The following is a 21,334-nucleotide window of genomic DNA, read 5'->3' on the forward strand; positions in this document are numbered from 1 at the left end:
ATTTTTTTTTTTTTTTATTAATTAATATCATAGATATATTTTTTTTTTTAACCATTCTTAATATTCTTTGATCATCCTCATTTCCTACTGGTTTTATAAGACAACTTACTCCCATTTTTTTTATCATACTTATATAACATTCTTCTAAAAATTCGCAATCAATTATAGCCATTACACAACTTTTGCTTATTGGTTTATAACACATTTTTTTTTTATAACGGTTTTCTAACATTTCCATTGTTTCAAAATGATTAACATGTCTATTATATGCATATATAATATATTCTATATTTATTTTCAGTACCATATTATAAGCAAACATGCAATCTTCTATTTCTCGAAAAGATGGAACTCTATCCCCTATACTCATTAATGTTGTATCACTATATTTAATATTATTATCACTATTAAATATCATTTCATTATTATATATTAATATAAAGGTATATTTTTTTTTATTTAAGTTTTTTATTATATGTGTTGTAAAAGGTATAATAGCTATTTTAATATTTTTATTTTTTATTGAATTTTTCATTATTTCAAAATATAAATTTTTATTGAAAAATCTTAATTGGGGACAAATATATAAAGAAGAATATATATAATATATTTTATATTTAGATAAAATTTTTTCCATTTCATTTATAATATAATTATAATTTTTAGATTTAATTATAATGCCAATATATATTGGCAATTCAATATTTTTTTTAAAAAAATAATCTATATTATCATATAAAAAATTTTTATTTTTTAATTTATAAATTTTCATAATTTTTAAATTTTATTTATAAATATTAAATTTTATTATTTTTTTTTAAAAAATTTAAAAGTTTAATTTCATATTCAACTATATATTTAAATGCTTTTTTTGCTAATTTTTTTTTAGTTTCTAATTTTATACAATCATTGTTTTCATTCATTTCCTCAATAATTTTTTCATGTTTATCTATTACAATAGTAACTTCTTTATTATTTATAATAGCAGATTTTATTAAAGAAATATTACCTATTTCTATATTTTTAATTATATTTTCTAATTCAATATTTTTAATTTTTTTTAATTTATCAAAAGGTATTAAATCTACACATATCATATCAATAGGTACAACTCTATTATGTAACATAACATTATGGTCTTTAATACGTTTTCCTAAAACACCAGCATGTATTCTAGGATGTAAAACATTAATACTATTTATAATAATATCAGGAAATTGTACATAATCAGAAAAACTAGTAGAAAAAATATTATTTTTTTTTAATATTTTTTTAGTTTTACTTGTAGATAATAAATTTATATTTTTTTTAAATAATTGATTTACAAAATTTAAAATTAAATATATATTATATACATTAATTAAAACACATTTTATTGGATAATTTTCTTTCATTTTAAAATCCTTTATAATATAATTATTAATTTTAAAAATATAATTTTATAATTTATAAAAAATTTATTTACTATAAATTTTTAATATATATTTTAATGCTAAAAAATATCCATAAGTACCAAAACCGCAAATAATTCCATTAGATATATTTGATATATAAGATTTATGTCTAAAATTTTCTCTAGAAAATATATTAGAAATATGTACTTCAATAAAAGGTATTTTTACTGATAAAAGTGAATCTCTTAAAGCTATACTAGTGTGAGCGAAAGCTCCTGGGTTAATAATTATATAATCAATTTTTTTATATGATTTATGAATTTTATTAATTAATAAACTTTCTGAATTTGTTTGAAAATCAGTTAATAAAATATTTTTTGTTTTAACAATATTTTTTAAATCTAAAATTATTTTTGATAATTTTTTATTACCATATATATCATTTTCTCTTTTTCCTAATAAATTTAAATTAGGTCCATTTAAAACTAAAATATTATACATTATAATCCTTTAATTTATATATTTATTAAATATATAAAACATAATTTTAAAATTATTTTTTATAAAAATTAAATAAATAATTTAATTTAAAATATTTTAAACAATTAATTTTAATATTATTATAATTACAATATTTTATATAAAAAATATTTTTCATAAATAAATGTTTAATACTAATAATATAATAATATTAATAATAATATATTATTATTTATTATTATTTAATATATTTTATATATCAAAAATATATTTTATTATATAAATTATATATTAATAAAATATATATAAATTAATATATAATTAATATAAATATTAATTATATATTTTTAAAATTTATTTAAATATTATTTATTAAATAAAAAATATGAAAACATTTATAGTAAAAAAAAATATAATTAATAGAACATGGTATTTAATAGATGCAAAAAATAAAATCTTAGGACGTTTATCTTCTAAAATTTCTAATTATTTAATGGGTAAAAATAAATCAATATATACTCCTTATATAGATACTGGTGATTATTTAGTAATTATAAATGCATCAAAAATATTAGTTACTGGTAATAAATTAAATAATAAATGTTATTTTTATCATACAGGTTATCCTGGTGGTATAAAAAAAATATCTTTAAAAAAAATGTTAAAAGATAATCCAGTAAAAGTTATTCAAAAATCTATAAAAGGAATGTTACCTAAAGGATCTTTAGGTAGAAAAATGTTTTTAAAATTAAGAATATATTCTGGAAAAATGCATAAACATAATATGCAAAAACCAAAAATATTAAATTTATAATTCAAAAAAAAAAAAAAAAAAAATGAATAAAATACAATATTACTATGGTACTGGACGTAGAAAAAAAGCTATTGCTAGAGTTTTTTTAAAATTAGGATTCGGAAATATTTTAATAAATAATAAAGAATTTAAAGAATATTTTAAAAATTTGTATTCTAAAATAATGGTTTTTCAACCATTAAAATTAACTAATATGGAAAATAAAGTTAATATATATATTACAGTTAAAGGTGGTGGTTTAATGAGTCAAGCCGGAGCTATTAGACATGGAATAACTAAAGCTTTAATTAAATATAATTATTCTATGAGATCAAATTTAAAAAAAGCAGGTTTTATAACAAGAGATTCAAGACAAGTAGAAAGAAAAAAATTTGGATTAAAAAAAGCTCGTAAAGGTTCACAATTTTCAAAACGTTAATTTTAAATAATTTAAAAGAGATTATATGATTATAAAAAAAAATAGATATAATCAATTAAAATTATTTTCAAAAAAAAATGATATTTATAGTCATAAAATTAGAATGGTATTATCAATAAAAAATTTATATATTAAAATAAATAAAATATTATTAAATAATTTACCTAAAAAAATATTTAATTTTTATAATTATAAAAAAAAAAAAAAAATATTTTTTAGTAAAAGATTAATGTTGATAGATAGATATATAATATTATATGAATCAAATATTATTATAAATTATATAAATGAAAAATTTCCTTATCCTATTTTAATTTCAAAAAATATTTTAAAAAAAAGTGAAAATAATTTTATTACTAATAATATAAAATTTAATTGGTATAAATTAATAAATATAATTGATAACAATATTAAAAATTATAAAGAAAAATCCAAAAATCAATTATCAAAAGAATTTTCAAAATTAAGTTATTTTTTTATTAAAAAATCTTCTTTTTTAATAAATTTAAAATTAACTTTATTAGACTGTTATATAGCTCCAATTTTATGGAAAATAAAAAAATTAAAAATAAATATAAATGGCAAATATAAAGATGAAATATATAATTATATGTATTATGTATTTTCTCAGGAAAAATTTATAAAATCACTTACTAAATATGAAAAAAAATATTATTTTAAAATATAATTTTTATATTTATTTTTTTATAAATAAATATTATAATTTATTAATTTTTAAAAAATATAAAATTATAATTAATAAAATTTTAAAATTATTTATTTTAAAAAAAAATTATAATTTTATTCATTAATATAAATATTATTATAAAATTTATTATTTATATTAATTAAAAATAAAAAATTAATTTTTAATATATTTAATTTTAAATTAGGTATAAATATTGAAAAGTAAAGAAATTTATCTTATTTTAAATAAAAAATTAAAATTAAAAAAAATATACGTTGATGGTAATAATGGAAATTTTAATATAATTGCTATAGATGATATTTTTGAAAAATTAAGTTATGTAAAACAACAAAAAATAATTTATGAACCGTTATCTGAATATATTTTTAAAAAAATAATACATTCTTTAATAATAAAAACATATTCATTAAAAGAATGGAAAAATAAAATAAACAAATATAATAAATAATATTAATTAAAATTTAATATAAAATATTAAATTTTAATTTATATAATTTTTTAAATTATAAATGGATTATATAAATGTATGCCATTTTACAATATGGAAATAAACAATATTTAATTAGTGAAGGAAAAATTATTAATTTAGATAAAATAAATAATAAAATAGGAAAAATATTATTTTTAAAAAAAGTTTTATTTTTATTATATAAAAATAAAACATATATAGGAAAACCTATAATTAAAAATGTAAAAGTTAAAATAAAAATAATAAAACATGATAGAGAAAAAAAAATTAAAATTATAAAATTTCATCGTAGAAAACATCATTTAAAAAAACAAGGACATAGACAATGGTTTACTAAAATTAAAGTTTTAAAAATTAAAATTAAATAATTTAAGGAATAATTAAATGGCACATAAAAAAGCTGGTGGTTCAACACGTAATGGAAGAGATTCTCATTCTAAAAGATTAGGTATTAAAATATACGGTGGTGAAAAAGTATATTCCGGAAATATTATTGTTAAACAAAGAGGTTCTAAATTTCATGCAGGAAAAAATGTTGGTTGTGGAAAAGATTATACTTTATTTGCTTTAAAAAATGGTTATATATATTTTAAAAATAAAGGAAATAAAAATAAAAAATATGTTAATGTTTATGATATATAAATTTATCATTATTATAAAATTCGTTAATATTTATTATTTTAAAATTTAATTAAAATATTATAAATTAAATAATAAATAGGATAATTAATGAAATTTATTGATATGGTTAATATTTATGTGGTTGCTGGAAAAGGAGGTGATGGAATAATAAGTTTTAGAAGAGAAAAATTTATACCTAAAGGAGGACCCGATGGAGGTAATGGAGGTAGTGGTGGAAATATTTGGTTAAAAACATCTAATAATTTAAATACTTTAGTAAACTTTAATTTTAAAAAAATTTTTTTTTCTCAATCTGGTAAAAATGGTAATAATAATAATAAAACAGGTAAAAATGGAAAAGATTTATATATTATTGTTCCAATAGGAACAAGGGTTATAGATCAAAATAAAAATAAAACCATTATAAATTTATTATATAATAAACAATTATTTTTATTAGCAAAAGGTGGAAAACCTGGAATAGGAAATAATAAATTTAAAAACTCTATTAATAGAACTCCAATGAAAAGAACTTTAGGTTTAAAAGGAGAAAAAAAAAATATTAAATTAGAATTATTTTTATTAGCTAATGTTGGTACTTTAGGTTTACCAAATGCAGGTAAATCTACTTTTATAAATATTATTTCTTCTGCAAAATCTAAAATATCATGCTATCCTTTTACAACTTTATCACCTAAATTAGGTTTAGTAAAATTTAATAAAAAAAAAAAATTTATAATAGCAGATATTCCTGGAATTATAAAAAATTGTTCAAAAGGTATTGGTTTAGGAATAAACTTTTTAAAACATTTAACTCATTGTAATTTATTATTACACATAATAGATATTTCTTCACAAAATATAAATATTATTATAAAAAATATTATAAATATTCAAAATGAATTAAAAAATTATAATTATAATTTATATAAAAAAAAACGTTGGTTAATTTTTAATAAAATAGATTTAATTAATAATAAAAATTTTATTAAATTATCTTTTAAAATAATTAATAAATTAAATTGGAATAATAAACATTTCATAATTTCATCTAAAAAAAATTTTGGAATTAATGAATTATGTTTTAATATTATAAAAAAAATTTATAAAAAAAATGAAAAAAAAAAAAATTATAAATACTATGACATCACAAGGTGCAGAAAAATTAAGACAAAAACTTGATAAATTAAAAAATATAAAAAGACCTTATATAATAAAATTACTATCATCATCTAGAAAAAATGGTGATTTAAAAGAAAATTCTGAATATCATGCTGCAAAAGAAGAACAATCTTTTTGTGAAAATAAAATTAGAGAAATTGAAAATAAATTAGCTAATGCTAATATTATAGATATACATAAAATTAAACATTATAATAAAATTATATTTGGAATTCCATTTACTATTTTAAAAATAGATAATAATAAAATATTTAATTATATAATAGTAGGAAAAGATGAAGCTGATCCTAAAAAAAATATGATTTCTATAAATTCTCCTATATCTAGAAGTTTAATAGGTAAAAGTATTAACAAAATTATTAAAGTTAATACTCCAAATGGAAAAGTAAAATATAAAATTTTAAAAATAGGAAAATAAAATATTTATTTATAATTTACAATTAATTTATTTATTTTTTAAAAAAATAAAAATATGAAAAATATAAAAATTAATAATAGAATAAATAATTGGTATAAAAATAAAATAAATAATTTTTATTATAAACAAGCTAAAATTAAAAAATTAAGATCAAGATCTTGGTTTAAATTAAAACAAATAGATGAAAAAGAAAAATTATTTTATTCAGGAATGAAAGTAATAGATTTAGGTTCATCTCCTGGTAGTTGGTCTTTATATGTTTCAAGTAAAATAAAAAAAAATGGATATTTAATATCATGTGATTTGTTATCCATGAATCCTATTCCTTTTAATAATTTTAAATTTATTAAAGGTAATATTTTAGATAAATTAATTATAAAAAAAATTTTAAAAATTTTAAATAATAATAAAGTAAATATTATTATTTCAGATATGTCTTCAAATATTAGTGGTATTTCTTATACTGATAATTATAATAATATGAAATTATTTGATTCTGCTTTTAAAATATGTAAAAAATTTTTGTCTTTTAATGGAATTTTTTTAATAAAAGTTTTTCAAAATAATAATTTTAATGATTATATAAAAAAAATAAAAAATTTTTTTTTAAAAATTAAAATATGTAAACCAAAAGCTTCAAATTCTAATTCTAGAGAAATATATATATTAGCAAAAAAATATTTAATATAAAAAAAATAAGGATTAATTTGAAACAAATAATAAAAAATTTTATTTTATGGTTAATAATTTTGTTTTTTTCAATCTCTGTATTTTATAAGTATAATTTGATTAGAAATTTTAGTCATAAAGTTGATTATTCTACTTTTTTAGTAGAATTAAATAGTAATAAAATTAAATATGTAACAATACAAAATCGTAAAATAAAATTTATAGAAAATAATAATAATAAATATAATACATATATTCCATTTCATGATTCAAAATTATTATATTTATTGATTTCAAAAAATGTTAGAATAGTTGGTAATCCTAAAATATTACCTGGAATATTATTTTCTATTTTTATATCTTGGTTTCCAATATTTTTATTTATATTATCATGGGTTATAATTTTAAAAAAATTTCAAAAAAATAATAAATCAAATATATCTTTTAGTAAAAATAAAGCAAAATTATTTTTATCTAATAATATAAATATTACTTTAAAAGATGTAGCTGGTTGTGATGAAGCAAAAGAAGAAATAAAAGATATAATAGATTTTTTAAAAGACCCTTATAAATTTCAAAAACTTGGTGCTATTATACCTAAAGGTATATTGATGGTTGGTCCTACTGGTACTGGAAAAACTTTATTAGCAAAAGCAATTGCTGGAGAATCAAAAGTTCCTTTTTTTAATATATCAGGTTCTGATTTTGTTGAAATGTTTGTAGGTGTAGGTGCTTCTAGAGTAAGAAATATGTTTAAAGAAGCAAAAAAAAAAGAACCATGTATAATATTTATAGATGAAATAGATACTGTTGGTCGTCAAAGAAGTTATAATAATTTCAATGGAAGTAATGATGAAAGGGAACAGACTTTAAATCAAATGTTAGTAGAAATGGATGGTTTTGATAAAAATCAAGGAATAATAGTTATTGGAGCTACTAATAGACCACATATTTTAGATAAAGCTTTATTAAGACCAGGAAGATTTGATCGTAAAATTTCAATAGATTTACCAAATGTTTATGGAAGAGAACAAATATTAAAAATTCATTTTATTAATAAATCTATAGATAAAAATATTGATATTTTTTCTATTGCTAAAAATACTCCAGGTTTTTCAGGAGCTGATTTAGCTAATTTAGTAAATGAAGCTATATTATTAGCAGTTCGTCAAAAAAAAGAAGTAGTTTCTATTGAACATTTTGAAACAGCAAAAGATAAAATTATAATGGGAGTTGAAAAAAAATCATTAGTTATAACAAATAAACAGAAAGAATGTACTGCTTTTCATGAATCAGGACATGTTATTGTTGGTTATTTAATGCCAGAACATGATCCAATACATAAAGTTACTATTATTCCAAGAGGTGATGCTTTAGGAATGACTTTTTTTACACAAAGATGTGATGTAGTAAGCGTTAATAAACAAAAATTAGAAAGTAGAATTGCAGCGTTATATGGAGGGAGAGTTGCAGAAGAAATTATATATGGAAAAAATTATGTTTCAACAGGTTCTTCAAATGATATTAAAGTTGCTACTAATTTAGCAAGAGATATGGTAACTAAATGGGGGTTTTCTAATAGATTAGGTCCATTATTTTGTGCAGAAAAAGATAATAATTTTATATTTGAAAATACAAAAATAAGAACAATATCTAATATTACTAATAATATAATTGATGAAGAAATTAAATTATTCATAAATAAAAACTATAATATAGCTAGAAAAATATTAAATAATAATATTGATATATTAAAAAAAATGAAAGATTCATTATTAAAATATGAAACTATTGATGCAGTTCATATAAAAAAAATAATGACACGTAAAAAATAAATTTTAACATAAATTAATTTATGTTAATTTTTTTAATATATTTTAATAAATTTTATTATAATAAAATTTATGTATATAATAATTTTTGTAATTTTTATGATAATTTCTTTAATTTTAATATTTTTAATTTTAATTCAACAAAATAAAAAATTTTATTTATATAATAATTTTAATAATACAAAAATTTTTAGCAATATAATAAATAAAAATTTTATAAAATATTTAACAATAATTATAACAATAATATTTATTATAATAAATATTATTATTATAAAAATTAATAATAATTATTAATTTTAAATTATTTTTTTTTTTTTTAAAAAAAAAAAAACCGAGGTGGTGAAATTGGTATACACGCTACTTTGAGGTAGTAGTGCTTTTTTTTAAAAAAGCTTACGGGTTCAAATCCCGTCCTCGGTATTTATTATTATATTTATAAAAATTTTATTAAAATAAAAAAATAATAATTAAATAAGAATTAGTTAAATGAATAAAAAAATAAATGCAAAATATTTGCATGTTAAAATTAATATTAAAATTTCAATATTAATAAGATATATGATTGAATATAATATATTATTAACTCCTAAACAAAATATTAATTACAGATTTTTTAAATTTGTATTAAAAATGAAAAGAAAAAGTATAAAAGAAGAAAAAAAAAAAAATAAAAAATTAAAAAAAAAAGAAAAAATTAATATTAAAGTTTCTACTCCAATTGTAACTATTATGGGACATGTTGATCATGGTAAAACTTCGTTAGTTGATTATTTAAAATCAACTAAAGTAATATCTTATGAATCAAGTGGAATTACTCAAAATTTAAAAACTTATCAAGTTCATACTAAAAATGGTATAATAACATTTTTAGATACTCCTGGTCATTCTAATTTTTCATATATGAGAAAACGTAGTATGAAAATGACTAATATAATTGTTTTAATAGTAGCAGCTGATGATGGTATAATGCCTCAAACTATAGAATCAATAAAATATGCCCAATCATATAATATACCTATTATAATAGCCATTAATAAAATAGATAAAGTTAAATTAAATATCGAAAAAATAACTAATGATTTATCTAAATATAAAATTATATCAGAACAATGGGGTGGAGAAAATATTTTTGTTAATGTTTCAGCTAAATATGGAGTTGGTATAGATGATTTATTAGATTCAATATTATTACAATCTGAAATACTAGAAATTAATACTCATCATAATGTAAAAGCTCATGGAATAATAATTGAATCTTATACAGATATTAATAAAATACCTATAGTAACTATTTTGATAAATAAAGGAACTTTACATTTAGGAGATATAATATTATGTGGTTCTATTAATGGAAAAATTTCTTCTATAAAAGATTTTAAAAATAGAAATATAATTAAGGCTGTACCTGGAACACCAGTAAGTGTTATAGGATTTGAAGTTTTACCTATAACAGGAAAGAATATTATTGTTATAAAAAATAAAGAAAATACAAATAATAATAATTTTAAAAAAAATAATTTAAAAAAAATAAGTTTAAAAAAAAAAAATATAAAAAAAACAAAATTAAAAAAAGAAAATATAAATAATAATAATTTAAAAAAAAAAAATAAAATTAATGATGTTAAAAATTTAAATTTTAATGAATATGAATTAGAAAATAATAATATTATTAATATAAATATTATATTAAAAACAGATAAAAAAGGGTCAATAAAAGATATATTAAATGAATTAAATAAAATTATGAATAAAAATGTTAAAATTAATATAATAGAATCAAATATAGGAAATATAACAAAAAAAGATACATTATTAGCATTTAGGTATAAAGCAATAATATTAGGTTTTAATGTAGAAGTAGAAGATTTCCTTTATAACAAAAAAAATAAAAAATTAAAATATATATATTGTTATAATACAATATATAATTTGATAAAAGATATAAAAAATTTAGTAAATAAAAATATCAAATATTTAAATATAAATAAATTTAATGGTTTAATAGAAATTAAAAATATATTTAATTCATCTAAATTTGGTATTATTGCTGGTTGTATAGTTTTAAGTGGTAAAATAGATAAAAATAATTATATCAATATTATTAGAGATAATAAAATTATTTATAAAGGATATTTAGAATCATTAAGAAGATTTAAAAAATGTATAAATAAAGCTAGTTTTGGAATGGAATGTGGAATAACTATTAAAAATTATAATAATTTTAAAATAGGAGATAAAATAAAATTTTTTAATAATTTATAAAGGTAAATATATATATGAAATTACTAAGATTAAAAAAAATTGAAAAACTATTTAAAAAAGAAATATCTATAATAATTAATTATGATATTGATAATCCTATTATTAAAAATAAAATTATTATTATATCCCAAGTTCATATTTCATTAAATTTAAATAATGCTAAAATTTTTGTTACAGTTTTAAATGATAATAATTATAAAAATATTATATATATGTTACAAAAATCTAATTTATATATTAGAAATATTTTAAAAAAAAGAATTAAAATAAGAAATATACCAAAATTAAATTTTATATATGATGATTCTTCTAAAAAAGGTAATAGAATATTAAAATTATTAAAAAAAATAAATTAATATGTATTAATTTATTTTTATAAATATTATAATTTTATTTGTAAATTTTATATAAAATAAATATTTAATTTTATAATTTATTATATTAATAAAAAGGAATTAATTAATGAATATTTATAAAAAAAAAAATTTTGAAATTATTAAAAAATATGGAAATGATAAAAATGATAGTGGTTCTACTAAAGTTCAAATAGTTATATTTACTAATTATATAAAACATTTACATAAACATTTTTTAATACATAAAAAAGATTTTCATAGTAAAACAGGTTTATTAAAAATAGTTTCAAAAAGAAAAAAAATGCTTAATTATTTTAAAAAAAAAAATTTAAATGATTATATTAATCTTATAAAAAAATTAAAAATAAGAAAATAATAAATTTAAAATATTATAAAATAAAAATAAATTATTAATTTAAACAATTAAATAATATAATATAAAATAAGGAAATTTATTTGTCTACATATTTTATTCATAAATTCAAATATGGTGATCATAAAATAATTATTGAAAATGGATTTATATCACGTAAATCAACATCATCTGTTGTAATAAATATGAATAATACTATTATATTAGTAAATATAATGTGTAAAAAAAAAAAAAATAAAGATAATTTCTTTCCTCTTACTATACAATATCAAGAAAAAGCATATTCAGCTGGTAAAATACCAGGTAATTTTTTTCGAAGAGAAGGTAAATCTAGTGAAAATGAAATTTTAATTTCTAGATTAATAGATAGATCAATTAGACCTTTATTTTCAAATGATTATTCATATGAAATTCAAATTGTTGCTACTTTAATTTCATTAAATCCTGAAGTAAATCCTGATATTGTAGCTATTATAGGAGTATCATCAGCTTTAGGAATATCTGGAATTTCTTTTAAAAATACTATAGGTGCTTCTAAAGTAGGTATTATTGATAATAAATATGTTCTTAATCCTAAAATTTCAGATATGAAAAAATCTAATTTAGATTTAATTTTAACAAGTACTAAAGATTCAATATTAATGATTGAATCTGGATCAAATATTTTAGATGAAGAAAAAATTTTAGAATCAATAAAATTTTTATATGAAAAACAAAAAATTTTAATTGATAATATAAATATATTTATTAAAAAAGTTAATAAATGTCATTTATTTTTACATGATTATAAAATAAAAGATTTATATTTATTAAATATTGTTAAAAAAATGTGTGAAAAACTTTTTATAAAAACTTATTTAACAAAAAAAAAAAAAGATTTTTATAATACAATAAAAATGATAAAAAAAAAATCTACAAAAAAATTGTTAAATCAATTAAAAGAATATAATGAAAATGAAATAAAATATGTTATAAATAAAATTGAAAAAAAAACATTAAGAAAAATGATATTAAAAAATAAATTAAGAGTAGATAATAGAAAAATTAATACTGTAAGAAAATTAAATATGGGTATAAATTTTATACCTAATACACATGGATCTTCATTTTTTACTAGAGGTAAAACACAATCTATTGTTACTATAACTTTAGGAACATCTCGTGATTCTCAAAATCAAGATGAATTATATGGTGAAAAAATTTCTAATAGTTTTATATTTCATTATAATTTTCCATCTTATGCAGTTGGTGAAATTGGTATTTTAGGAGCTCCTAAAAGAAGAGAAATTGGTCATGGTAGATTAGCAAGAAAAAGTTTTTTATATTTAATTCCAAAATTAGAAAATTTTCCATATACTATTAGAGTTGTTTCAGAAATAACTGAATCTGATGGTTCTTCTTCAATGGCTTCAGTATGTGGAGCGTCTTTAGCTTTAATGGATGCCGGAGTACCTATAAAACATACAGTTTCTGGAATTTCTATGGGGTTAATTAAAAATAAAAATAAATATGTTGTTTTAACTGATATAACAGGATATGAAGATTATATTGGTGATATAGATTTTAAATCTTCTGGAACTATTAATGGAATAACATCTTTACAAATGGATGTTAAAAATAAAGGAATAAATTTAAAGATTTTAAAAATTATTTTTAAAAAATCTAGAAAAGCACGTATATATGTAATTAGTTGTATGAAAAGAATTATAGGACAACATCGTAAAAATATTTCCAAAAATGCTCCTCATATATGTAAATTAGAAATAGATCCAAAAAAAATAAAAGATGTTATAGGTAAAGGTGGTTCAGTAATAAAAAAAATAACAGAAATGACAGATTCTCAAATAGATATAGAAAACAATGGAACAATAATGATATCTGCTTCAAATAATAAAAAAACGAAAGAAGCTATTGATTATATAAAAAAAATAACTACTGATATTATTGTTAATAATGTTTATTGTGGAATTATATCTAAAATAGTTAATTTTGGAATATTTGTTAAAATAGATGATACTGAAAAAGAAGGTTTAGTTCATATATCACATATTTCTGATAAACGTATAAATAATATTAATGATTATTTAAGTGTAGGTCAAAAAATATATACAAAAGTATTAGAAGTTGATAGAACAGGAAGAATAAGATTAAGTATAAAAGAAGCTAAGAAGGAAAATTTATTAAATAAAATTAAATTACCTAATTAATTTTATTAATTTTTAATAAATTAATAAAATTATTTGAATTACATATTTTTATTTATTTAATATTTATAAGGTTTATTAAATGTATAATTCCAGAAAAACATTCTATGAATTAGGAATAAAAAATAAAATTTTAAAATCTTTAAAAGAAATAGGTTATTTTAAACCATCATTAATTCAATTAAAATGTATTCCATATTTATTAAAAGGATATGATATTTTGGGAACCGCTCAAACAGGTAGTGGTAAAACTGCAGCTTTTGCATTACCATTAATACAAAAAATAAATTTGAAAATTAAAAAACCTCAAATATTAGTATTAACACCAACAAGAGAATTAGCTATACAAATTTCTGTAGCTTTTAAACTATTTTCTAAATATATGAATAAAATAAAAACTTTATCATTATATGGAGGTCAATCATATGATATACAATTTAAAAAATTAAAACATAATCCTCAAATTATAGTTGGTACTCCTGGAAGATTATTAGATCATTTAAAAAAAAAAACATTAAATTTATCTAAAATTAATAGTTTAGTATTAGATGAAGCAGATGAAATGTTAAGAATGGGTTTTATTGAAGATGTTAAAAGTATATTGTTTAATATACCAAATATACATCAAACAATATTATTTTCAGCAACTATGCCAAAAACTATCAAAAAAATAGCTAAAAATTTTATGAAATTTCCTAAAGAAATTTTAATTAAATCAAATTTTTTTACAAAACCTAATATACAACAGTATTATTGTGAAACAAATAAAAATAAATTTTATAATTTAATTAAATTTTTAGAAATTGAAGAATATAGTGCAGTAATTATTTTCGTTAAAACAAAAATATCTACTTTAGAAATTGCAGATAATTTAAAAAAATATGGTTTTTATAATAGTTCCGCATTAAATGGTGATATGAATCAAAATATGAGAGAAAAAACTTTAGAAAAATTTAAATTAGGTTATTTAGATATTTTAGTAGCTACAGATATAGCTGCAAGAGGTTTGGATGTAAAACGTATTAATTTAGTTATTAATTATGATATACCAATAGATGTTGAATCATATGTTCATCGTATAGGAAGAACAGGTAGAGCAGGACGATCAGGAAAAGCAATATTATTTATGGAAAAAAATGAAAATATGTTATTAAAAAATATTGAAAGATTTACAAAAGTTAATATAAAAAAAATTTTATTTCCAAGTAATATATTTGTTAGTAAAAAAAGACAATATAATTTTATAAAGAAAATTAACAAAAATTTATTAAATAAAAATATAAATAAATATAAAAAATTATTAATTATAATAAAAAAATATTATAATAATAAACTAAAGAATTTTAAAAATATAAAATATATATTTTTAAAAATGTTACAAATTAAAAAAAAAATAATAATATCTTATAAAAAAATATCTATCTTAAATAATAAATATAATTATTTTGATATATTATATAAATTTAATTATAAAAATAAAATAAATAATTATATTTATTTTTAAAATAATTTAAATTTAAAATATTAAAATTATATTTTTTAAAATACAATTTATATAATAAAAAATATAATAATATTTTAAATTTTATTTAAAAAATATTTAAAAAATATATGTTATTAATTATTCATATAATTTTTTATATTCAAGAATATTATTATTTTTATATAAAGTAGATATTAATAAAGATTTTATTGTATGCAATCTATTTTCTGATTGTTTAAAAACTAAACTATTATTTGATTCAAAAATATTATTAGTAACTTCAATACCTTTTGAAGATAATTTATGATTTTTAATAATTTCTTTTCCTAAAATAGAATCTTCGTTATGAAATGATGGTAAACAATGTAAAAATTTTATTTTTGGATTAAAAGAATTTTTTAACATTAAAGTATTAACCTGATATGTTTTTAGTATAGAAACTCTTTCTTTCCATTTTTTAGAAGATTCTCCCATTGATAACCATACGTCAGTATATAAAAAATCTGAATCTTTTACTCCTAATTTTATATTATCTGTAACAATAATTTTTCCACCATTAGATTCAGAAATTTCTTTACAAATATTAAAAAATTTTTTTTCAGGATAATATTTTTTTGGAGATATTAATCTTAAATCAAAACCAAAAATAGCTGCTGCTTCTAATAAAGAATTACTTATATTATTCTTTGTGTCACCTATATATGATATAATAATTTCATTAAAATATTTATTTAAAGGCATATTTTCTTTAATTGTCATTAAATCTGCTAACAATTGTGTTGGATGAAATTGATTAGTTAATCCATTCCATACTGGAACTCTAGAATAATATGCTAATTTATTTATAACACTTTGATCAAAACCACGATATTGTATACCATCATATATTTTATCTAACACCCTAGCTGTATCTTTTATAGATTCTTTATAACCAATTTGACTATTTTTATAATTTAAATTTGTTACAAAAGCTCCTTGATCATAAGCAGCTACTTCAAAAGAACATCTAGTTCTAGTAGATTCTTTTTCAAAAATTAAAACTATATTTTTATTTTTTAATACTTTATTTTCTTTATTTTTATATTTTTTTTTTTTTAATAAAATAGCTAATTCTATTAAATAAATAATTTCTTGTGCAGTAAAATCAAATAATCTTAAAAAATCTTTTTTATAAATAGTTTTCATAATTTTATAATATAATTTTTAATAATAATTTTTATTTTATTATTTTTGTTTTAATTCTTTTATTTTTATGTTTATTTTTTGTTTTATTTTTTTACATAATAATAAACGTTTTTTATTTTTATTTAAAATATTTTTGGGAGCTTTTAAAATAAAATTTTTATTATTTAATTGTTCTTCTAAATATATAATTTCTTTTAATAAATTATTTTTACATTTATTAAGTTCTTTTAATTCATAATTAATATTTATTTTATTATCTATATTTATAATAATTTTTGTATTATCTATAATTCTTGTAATAAATTTTTTAATTTCTATATCTCTAAATAAATATATTATTTTTTTTAAATTTAAAATTTTTTTTAAAATATTTTCATTTTGATACAAAAATAAAAAATGTTTTTTTTCATATAAAAATATTTTTATTGATTTTTTATTTGAAATTTTATATTTGTAACGTAAATTTCTAATTATAATAATAATTTTTTTTAATAAATTCATTTGTATTAATATTAACTTATTTTTTTTTTTAAGATTATATTTAGGAAATTTTTGTAACATAATTGTTTTTTTTTTAATATTTTTTAAAAAAAATATTTTTTGCCATATTTTTTCAGTTATAAATGGAATTATTGGATGTGATAAACGTAAAATAATTTCTAAAACATTAATTAATATATATTTTGTTTTAAATTTTTCTAATTTAGAACCATATTTTAATATTGGTTTAATTAATTCTATATACCAATCACAAAATTCATTCCAAATAAAATCATATAAAACATTAGAAGCTAAATCAAATCTATAATTATCTAAATTAATTCTATATTTTTTTATTAAATTATTTAATTTTACTATTATCCAAATATTAATTTTATAATTTTTTTTTATTTTTATATTGTTTTTATAATTTTTTTTTTTTGTATTAAATAATACAAATCTACTTGCGTTCCATAATTTATTACAAAAATTTCTATAACCAGTAATTTTATTTATATCTAAATTTATATTTCTATTTATTGAAGATATTGAAGATAAAGTAAATCTTAATGCATCTGCTCCTGAAGATTTTATACCATATGGAAATTTTTTTTTAGTTTCATAAATTATTTTTTTAACTAATTTATTTTTTATCATATTTTCTGTTCTTTTTTTTAAAAGATTTTTTAAATTAATTCCATCTATAACATCTATAGGATCAATAATATTTCCTTTTGATTTAGACATTTTATATCCATTTTCATCTTTTATTAAACCAGTTATATATATTTTTTTAAAAGGTATTTGAGATTTTCCATTACTATCTTTAATAAAATACATAGTTAACATAATCATTCTAGCTATCCAAAAAAAAATAATATCAAAACCAGTAATTAAAATTTTAGTTGGATGAAAATTATTTAAATAATTTTCTTTATTAGGCCAACCTAAAGAAGCAAAAGTCCATAAACTTGAAGAAAACCATGTATCTAAAACATCTTTATCTTGATATAATATATTTTTATTATTTAAATTATATTTAATTCTTATTTCTTTTTCATTATTACCAACATATATTTTATTATTTTTATCATACCATGCTGGAATACGGTGTCCCCACCATAACTGTCTTGAAATACACCAATCTTTAATATTATACATCCAAGAATAATACACTTTTTCATATTCTTTAGGTATAAATTCTATTTTTTTTTTTTTTACTATTTTTATAGCCTTTTTAGATAAATTAGATGTTTTAAGATACCATTGATTAGTTATTAAAGGTTCTATAATTGAACCACTTCTATCTCCTAAAGGTACAAAAATTTTTTTTTTTTTAATATTTTTTAATAGTTTTAAATTTTTAATTTCTTCAATAATTTTTTTTCTAGCAATAAATCTATCTACATTTTGATATTTTTTTGGAATTATAATTTTTTTATAATCAATATTAAAATTATTATCATTATAAATTTTAGCTTTTTTTTTAATAAATCCTTTTTTATTTAATATATTAATAATTGGTAATTTATGTTTTATACCTATATTATAATCATTAAAATCATGTGCTGGTGTTATTTTAACACATCCTGTATGTTTTTTCATATCTATAGAATCATCACCAATAATAGGTATAATTCTATTTATAATTGGTAATATTACTTGATATCCAATTAAATTTTTATATCTATTATCTTTTGGATTAACAGCAACTGCTACATCTCCTAATAAAGTTTCTGGTCTTGTTGTGGAAATAATTAAATATTTTTTATTATTTTTTGTTTTAATATTATTTAATAAAATATATTTAATATAATAAACATAACCCTTAATTTCTATATTTTCTACTTCTAAATCAGATATTGCAGTATTTAATTTAATATCCCAATTTACTAAACGTTTTCCTTTATATATTAATTTATTATTATATAAATTAATAAAAGCTGTTCTTACAGATAAAGAAAAATTATTATCCATAGTAAATCTGCAATTATTCCAATCTACAGAATTTCCTAATCTTTTCATTTGTTTTATAATATTATTACTTGAATATTCTTTCCATTTTAATATTTCTTTAATTAAATAATTTCTGTTATAATTATTACGTAATTTATTTTTTTTTTTTTTTATTTTATTTTCTACTAGTAATTGTGTAGCTATTCCAGCATGATCTAATCCAGCTTTCCATAAAGTATTTTTACCATTCATTTTTTGATATCTTATAATAATATCCATAATAGTTTGTTGAAATGCATGCCCCATATGTAAATTACCAGTAATATTAGGAGGTGGCATCATAATACAAAAATTATTTTTATTACAATTCATGTCAGTTTTAAAATAACCTTCAGATTCCCATTTACGATAAATAAATTTTTCTATTTTTTTAGGATTATATATTTTATCCATTTTTAATTATTTTAATATTTATTAAATTATTTAAAATATAATAATATGTTAATATAATGGTATATCTATTTTAGATTTTTTTAATAAAAATTGAATTAATAAATATAATGGTCTTCCAGTAGCACCTATATTGTTATAATGAGATGTTCCAGCAATATCTAAATGAGCCCATTTATAATTTTTTGCAAAATATGATAAAAAACAAGCAGCAAAAATTGCACCACCAGAATTATTATTATTTATATTTACTATATCGGCAAATTTTGAATTAAATTTTTTTTTATATTCTTCTTTAATTGGTAATAACCAAGTACAATCACCAGAAATTTTTGCAGAATTTAATAATTCTTTAGATAAAGTATTACTATTTGACATTAAACCATTAATTTTATTTCCTAAAGCAATAATACATGCTCCTGTTAAAGTTGCTATATCAATTACTATTTCAGGATTAAATCTTTTAACATATGTTAAAACATCACAAATAATCAATCTTCCTTCAGCGTCGGTATTAATAATTTCTACATTTATACCAGACATAGTTTTTATTATATCTCCAGGTCTATATGAATTTCCTCCTAACATATTTTCACAACAAGCTAAAATACCAATTACATTTAATGGTAATTCTAATTTAGCTATTGCAACCATTAGTCCATATACTACTGAAGCAGCACACATATCATATTTCATTTCATCCATTTTATAATGGTTTTTTAAAGATATTCCACCAGAATCAAAAGTTACACCTTTACCAATAAATACTATTGGTTTTTTATTAATATTTTTATGATTACTATATTTTATTATAGACATTAAAGATTCATTTTCAGATTCTCTTCCTACAGATAAATAAGCATTCATTTCTAGTTTTTTCATATCTTTTTCATTTATATTAAATACTTTAATTTTATCAGGAAAAATATCTTGTAATCTATAAGATCTCATAGATAAATATGATGAATTACATATATTAGGAGGCAAATTACTTATATCTTTAACAATTTTAATACTGTTAGAAATAGCTATTCCTTGTTTTATTGCAATAATAGCCAAATTAATATTTTTTTCTTTATTTATATAAAAAATTATTTTTTTTATATTAAAAGTTTTTTTTTTATTTTTAAATTTATTAAAAACATACAATTTATCTTCAATTAATTCTATTGCTTTTCTTATTTTCCAATAAATATTTAATTTATAAATATTTAATTCTGTTAAAAAAAAATGTATTTTTTTTATATTAGTATTTTTAATAATATTAATAATTTTATTAATACTATTAATATATTTATTAATATTAAATTTTTTTTTATTACCACATCCTATTATTAATAGTCTTTTATATTTAATATTTGGTACATTATGTAATAATAATGATTGATTAATTTTACCATTTAATCCACTATTATTTATTTCACATAAAATATAATTATTACTTATTATATTTAATTTATTTCCAATATTTGATAATTCTTTATTTTTAAAAACAGATATTATTGCACAAGTATTTGTTTTTTTATCTAAAATATTAAAATTAAATGTAAATTCCATAAAATCCTTTAATAATATT

At 16.7% G+C, this 21,334-nt stretch carries 22 protein-coding genes and 1 tRNA gene; 17 read left to right on the top strand and 6 right to left on the bottom strand.

Annotated features, from left to right (window positions below; genetic code table 11):
• The 3 genes from C3B56_RS01755 to aroQ all read right to left on the bottom strand — a co-directional run.
• A partial coding sequence (locus tag C3B56_RS01755; protein WP_198684112.1) for a hypothetical protein occupies positions 1 to 772 on the bottom strand: 772 nt, incomplete at its 3' end.
• Positions 773 to 797: 25 nt separating this feature from the next.
• Entirely contained in the window at positions 798 to 1,394 is a 597-nt protein-coding gene (locus C3B56_RS00960) for a hypothetical protein (protein WP_126071563.1), read from the bottom strand.
• 63 nt (positions 1,395 to 1,457) lie between these two features.
• A complete protein-coding gene (gene aroQ / locus C3B56_RS00965; protein ID WP_126071564.1) occupies positions 1,458 to 1,895 on the bottom strand; it encodes a type II 3-dehydroquinate dehydratase in 438 nt (145 codons plus the stop codon).
• A gap of 364 nt (positions 1,896 to 2,259) precedes the next feature.
• Between aroQ and rplM the strand changes: the two genes are divergently transcribed.
• The 17 genes from rplM to C3B56_RS01050 all read left to right on the top strand — a co-directional run bounded on the left by rplM (position 2,260) and on the right by C3B56_RS01050 (position 15,708).
• Entirely contained in the window at positions 2,260 to 2,688 is a 429-nt protein-coding gene (rplM, locus tag C3B56_RS00970) for a 50S ribosomal protein L13 (protein WP_126071565.1), read from the top strand.
• A gap of 22 nt (positions 2,689 to 2,710) precedes the next feature.
• Positions 2,711 to 3,106, top strand: coding sequence for a 30S ribosomal protein S9 (gene rpsI, locus C3B56_RS00975; RefSeq protein ID WP_126071566.1), 396 nt, complete (start codon positions 2,711 to 2,713; stop codon positions 3,104 to 3,106).
• A 25-nt stretch (positions 3,107 to 3,131) separates the two neighbouring features.
• The gene (locus C3B56_RS00980; RefSeq protein ID WP_126071567.1) at positions 3,132 to 3,794 is read left to right on the top strand and encodes a hypothetical protein; all 663 of its coding nucleotides are present in this window, start codon (positions 3,132 to 3,134) and stop codon (positions 3,792 to 3,794) included.
• A 214-nt stretch (positions 3,795 to 4,008) separates the two neighbouring features.
• A complete protein-coding gene (locus C3B56_RS00985; RefSeq protein ID WP_126071568.1) occupies positions 4,009 to 4,263 on the top strand; it encodes a BolA/IbaG family iron-sulfur metabolism protein in 255 nt (84 codons plus the stop codon).
• Positions 4,264 to 4,337: 74 nt separating this feature from the next.
• Positions 4,338 to 4,652 (top strand): 50S ribosomal protein L21, encoded by a 315-nt coding sequence (gene rplU, locus C3B56_RS00990; RefSeq protein ID WP_126071569.1) that lies wholly within the window; start codon positions 4,338 to 4,340, stop codon positions 4,650 to 4,652.
• Between the two features lie 16 nt (positions 4,653 to 4,668).
• Positions 4,669 to 4,926 carry a 50S ribosomal protein L27 gene (gene rpmA / locus C3B56_RS00995; protein ID WP_126071570.1) on the top strand — a complete coding sequence of 86 codons (258 nt, stop codon included), beginning with the start codon at positions 4,669 to 4,671 and terminating at the stop codon, positions 4,924 to 4,926.
• 87 nt (positions 4,927 to 5,013) lie between these two features.
• Positions 5,014 to 6,087: an Obg family GTPase CgtA gene (gene cgtA / locus C3B56_RS01000; protein WP_126071571.1), complete on the top strand. Its 1,074-nt coding sequence runs from the start codon at positions 5,014 to 5,016 to the stop codon at positions 6,085 to 6,087.
• Entirely contained in the window at positions 6,020 to 6,505 is a 486-nt protein-coding gene (gene greA, locus C3B56_RS01005; RefSeq protein WP_198684113.1) for a transcription elongation factor GreA, read from the top strand. Before cgtA ends, greA begins: the two co-directional genes overlap by 68 nt.
• A 54-nt stretch (positions 6,506 to 6,559) precedes the next feature.
• Positions 6,560 to 7,195, top strand: a complete 636-nt coding sequence (locus C3B56_RS01010; protein ID WP_126071572.1) for an SAM-dependent methyltransferase — start codon at positions 6,560 to 6,562, stop codon at positions 7,193 to 7,195.
• 17 nt (positions 7,196 to 7,212) lie between these two features.
• A complete protein-coding gene (ftsH, locus tag C3B56_RS01015) occupies positions 7,213 to 9,009 on the top strand; it encodes an ATP-dependent zinc metalloprotease FtsH (protein WP_126071573.1) in 1,797 nt (598 codons plus the stop codon).
• Positions 9,010 to 9,078: 69 nt separating this feature from the next.
• Entirely contained in the window at positions 9,079 to 9,303 is a 225-nt protein-coding gene (gene secG, locus C3B56_RS01760; protein ID WP_126071574.1) for a preprotein translocase subunit SecG, read from the top strand.
• A 36-nt stretch (positions 9,304 to 9,339) separates the two neighbouring features.
• Positions 9,340 to 9,429 (top strand) — tRNA-Leu (locus tag C3B56_RS01025).
• 66 nt (positions 9,430 to 9,495) lie between these two features.
• Complete coding sequence (gene infB / locus C3B56_RS01030; protein WP_126071575.1) at positions 9,496 to 11,271, top strand: translation initiation factor IF-2; 1,776 nt, start codon at positions 9,496 to 9,498, stop codon at positions 11,269 to 11,271.
• 14 nt (positions 11,272 to 11,285) lie between these two features.
• Positions 11,286 to 11,627: a 30S ribosome-binding factor RbfA gene (gene rbfA / locus C3B56_RS01035; RefSeq protein ID WP_126071576.1), complete on the top strand. Its 342-nt coding sequence runs from the start codon at positions 11,286 to 11,288 to the stop codon at positions 11,625 to 11,627.
• Positions 11,628 to 11,733: 106 nt separating this feature from the next.
• A complete protein-coding gene (gene rpsO / locus C3B56_RS01040; protein ID WP_126071577.1) occupies positions 11,734 to 12,003 on the top strand; it encodes a 30S ribosomal protein S15 in 270 nt (89 codons plus the stop codon).
• 80 nt (positions 12,004 to 12,083) lie between these two features.
• On the top strand, positions 12,084 to 14,207 hold the full coding sequence (gene pnp / locus C3B56_RS01045; RefSeq protein ID WP_126071578.1) for a polyribonucleotide nucleotidyltransferase: 2,124 nt from the start codon (positions 12,084 to 12,086) through the stop codon (positions 14,205 to 14,207).
• A 79-nt stretch (positions 14,208 to 14,286) separates the two neighbouring features.
• Entirely contained in the window at positions 14,287 to 15,708 is a 1,422-nt protein-coding gene (locus tag C3B56_RS01050) for a DEAD/DEAH box helicase (RefSeq protein ID WP_126071579.1), read from the top strand.
• Between the two features lie 117 nt (positions 15,709 to 15,825).
• On the opposite strand, the gene argF is transcribed toward C3B56_RS01050, so the two are convergent.
• From argF to C3B56_RS01065, 3 genes are read right to left on the bottom strand one after another with little or no spacing between them, the layout of a single operon-like run.
• Entirely contained in the window at positions 15,826 to 16,872 is a 1,047-nt protein-coding gene (gene argF / locus C3B56_RS01055) for an ornithine carbamoyltransferase (RefSeq protein ID WP_126071580.1), read from the bottom strand.
• Between the two features lie 39 nt (positions 16,873 to 16,911).
• Positions 16,912 to 19,761, bottom strand: coding sequence for a valine--tRNA ligase (locus tag C3B56_RS01060; RefSeq protein ID WP_126071581.1), 2,850 nt, complete (start codon positions 19,759 to 19,761; stop codon positions 16,912 to 16,914).
• A 48-nt stretch (positions 19,762 to 19,809) separates the two neighbouring features.
• Positions 19,810 to 21,315, bottom strand: coding sequence for a leucyl aminopeptidase (locus C3B56_RS01065; protein WP_126071582.1), 1,506 nt, complete (start codon positions 21,313 to 21,315; stop codon positions 19,810 to 19,812).
• Between the last annotated feature and the right edge of the window lie 19 nt (positions 21,316 to 21,334).

It is taken from the genome of Candidatus Annandia adelgestsuga, assembly GCF_003956045.1.
Taxonomy (GTDB): Bacteria; Pseudomonadota; Gammaproteobacteria; order Enterobacterales; family Enterobacteriaceae_A; genus Annandia; species Annandia adelgestsuga.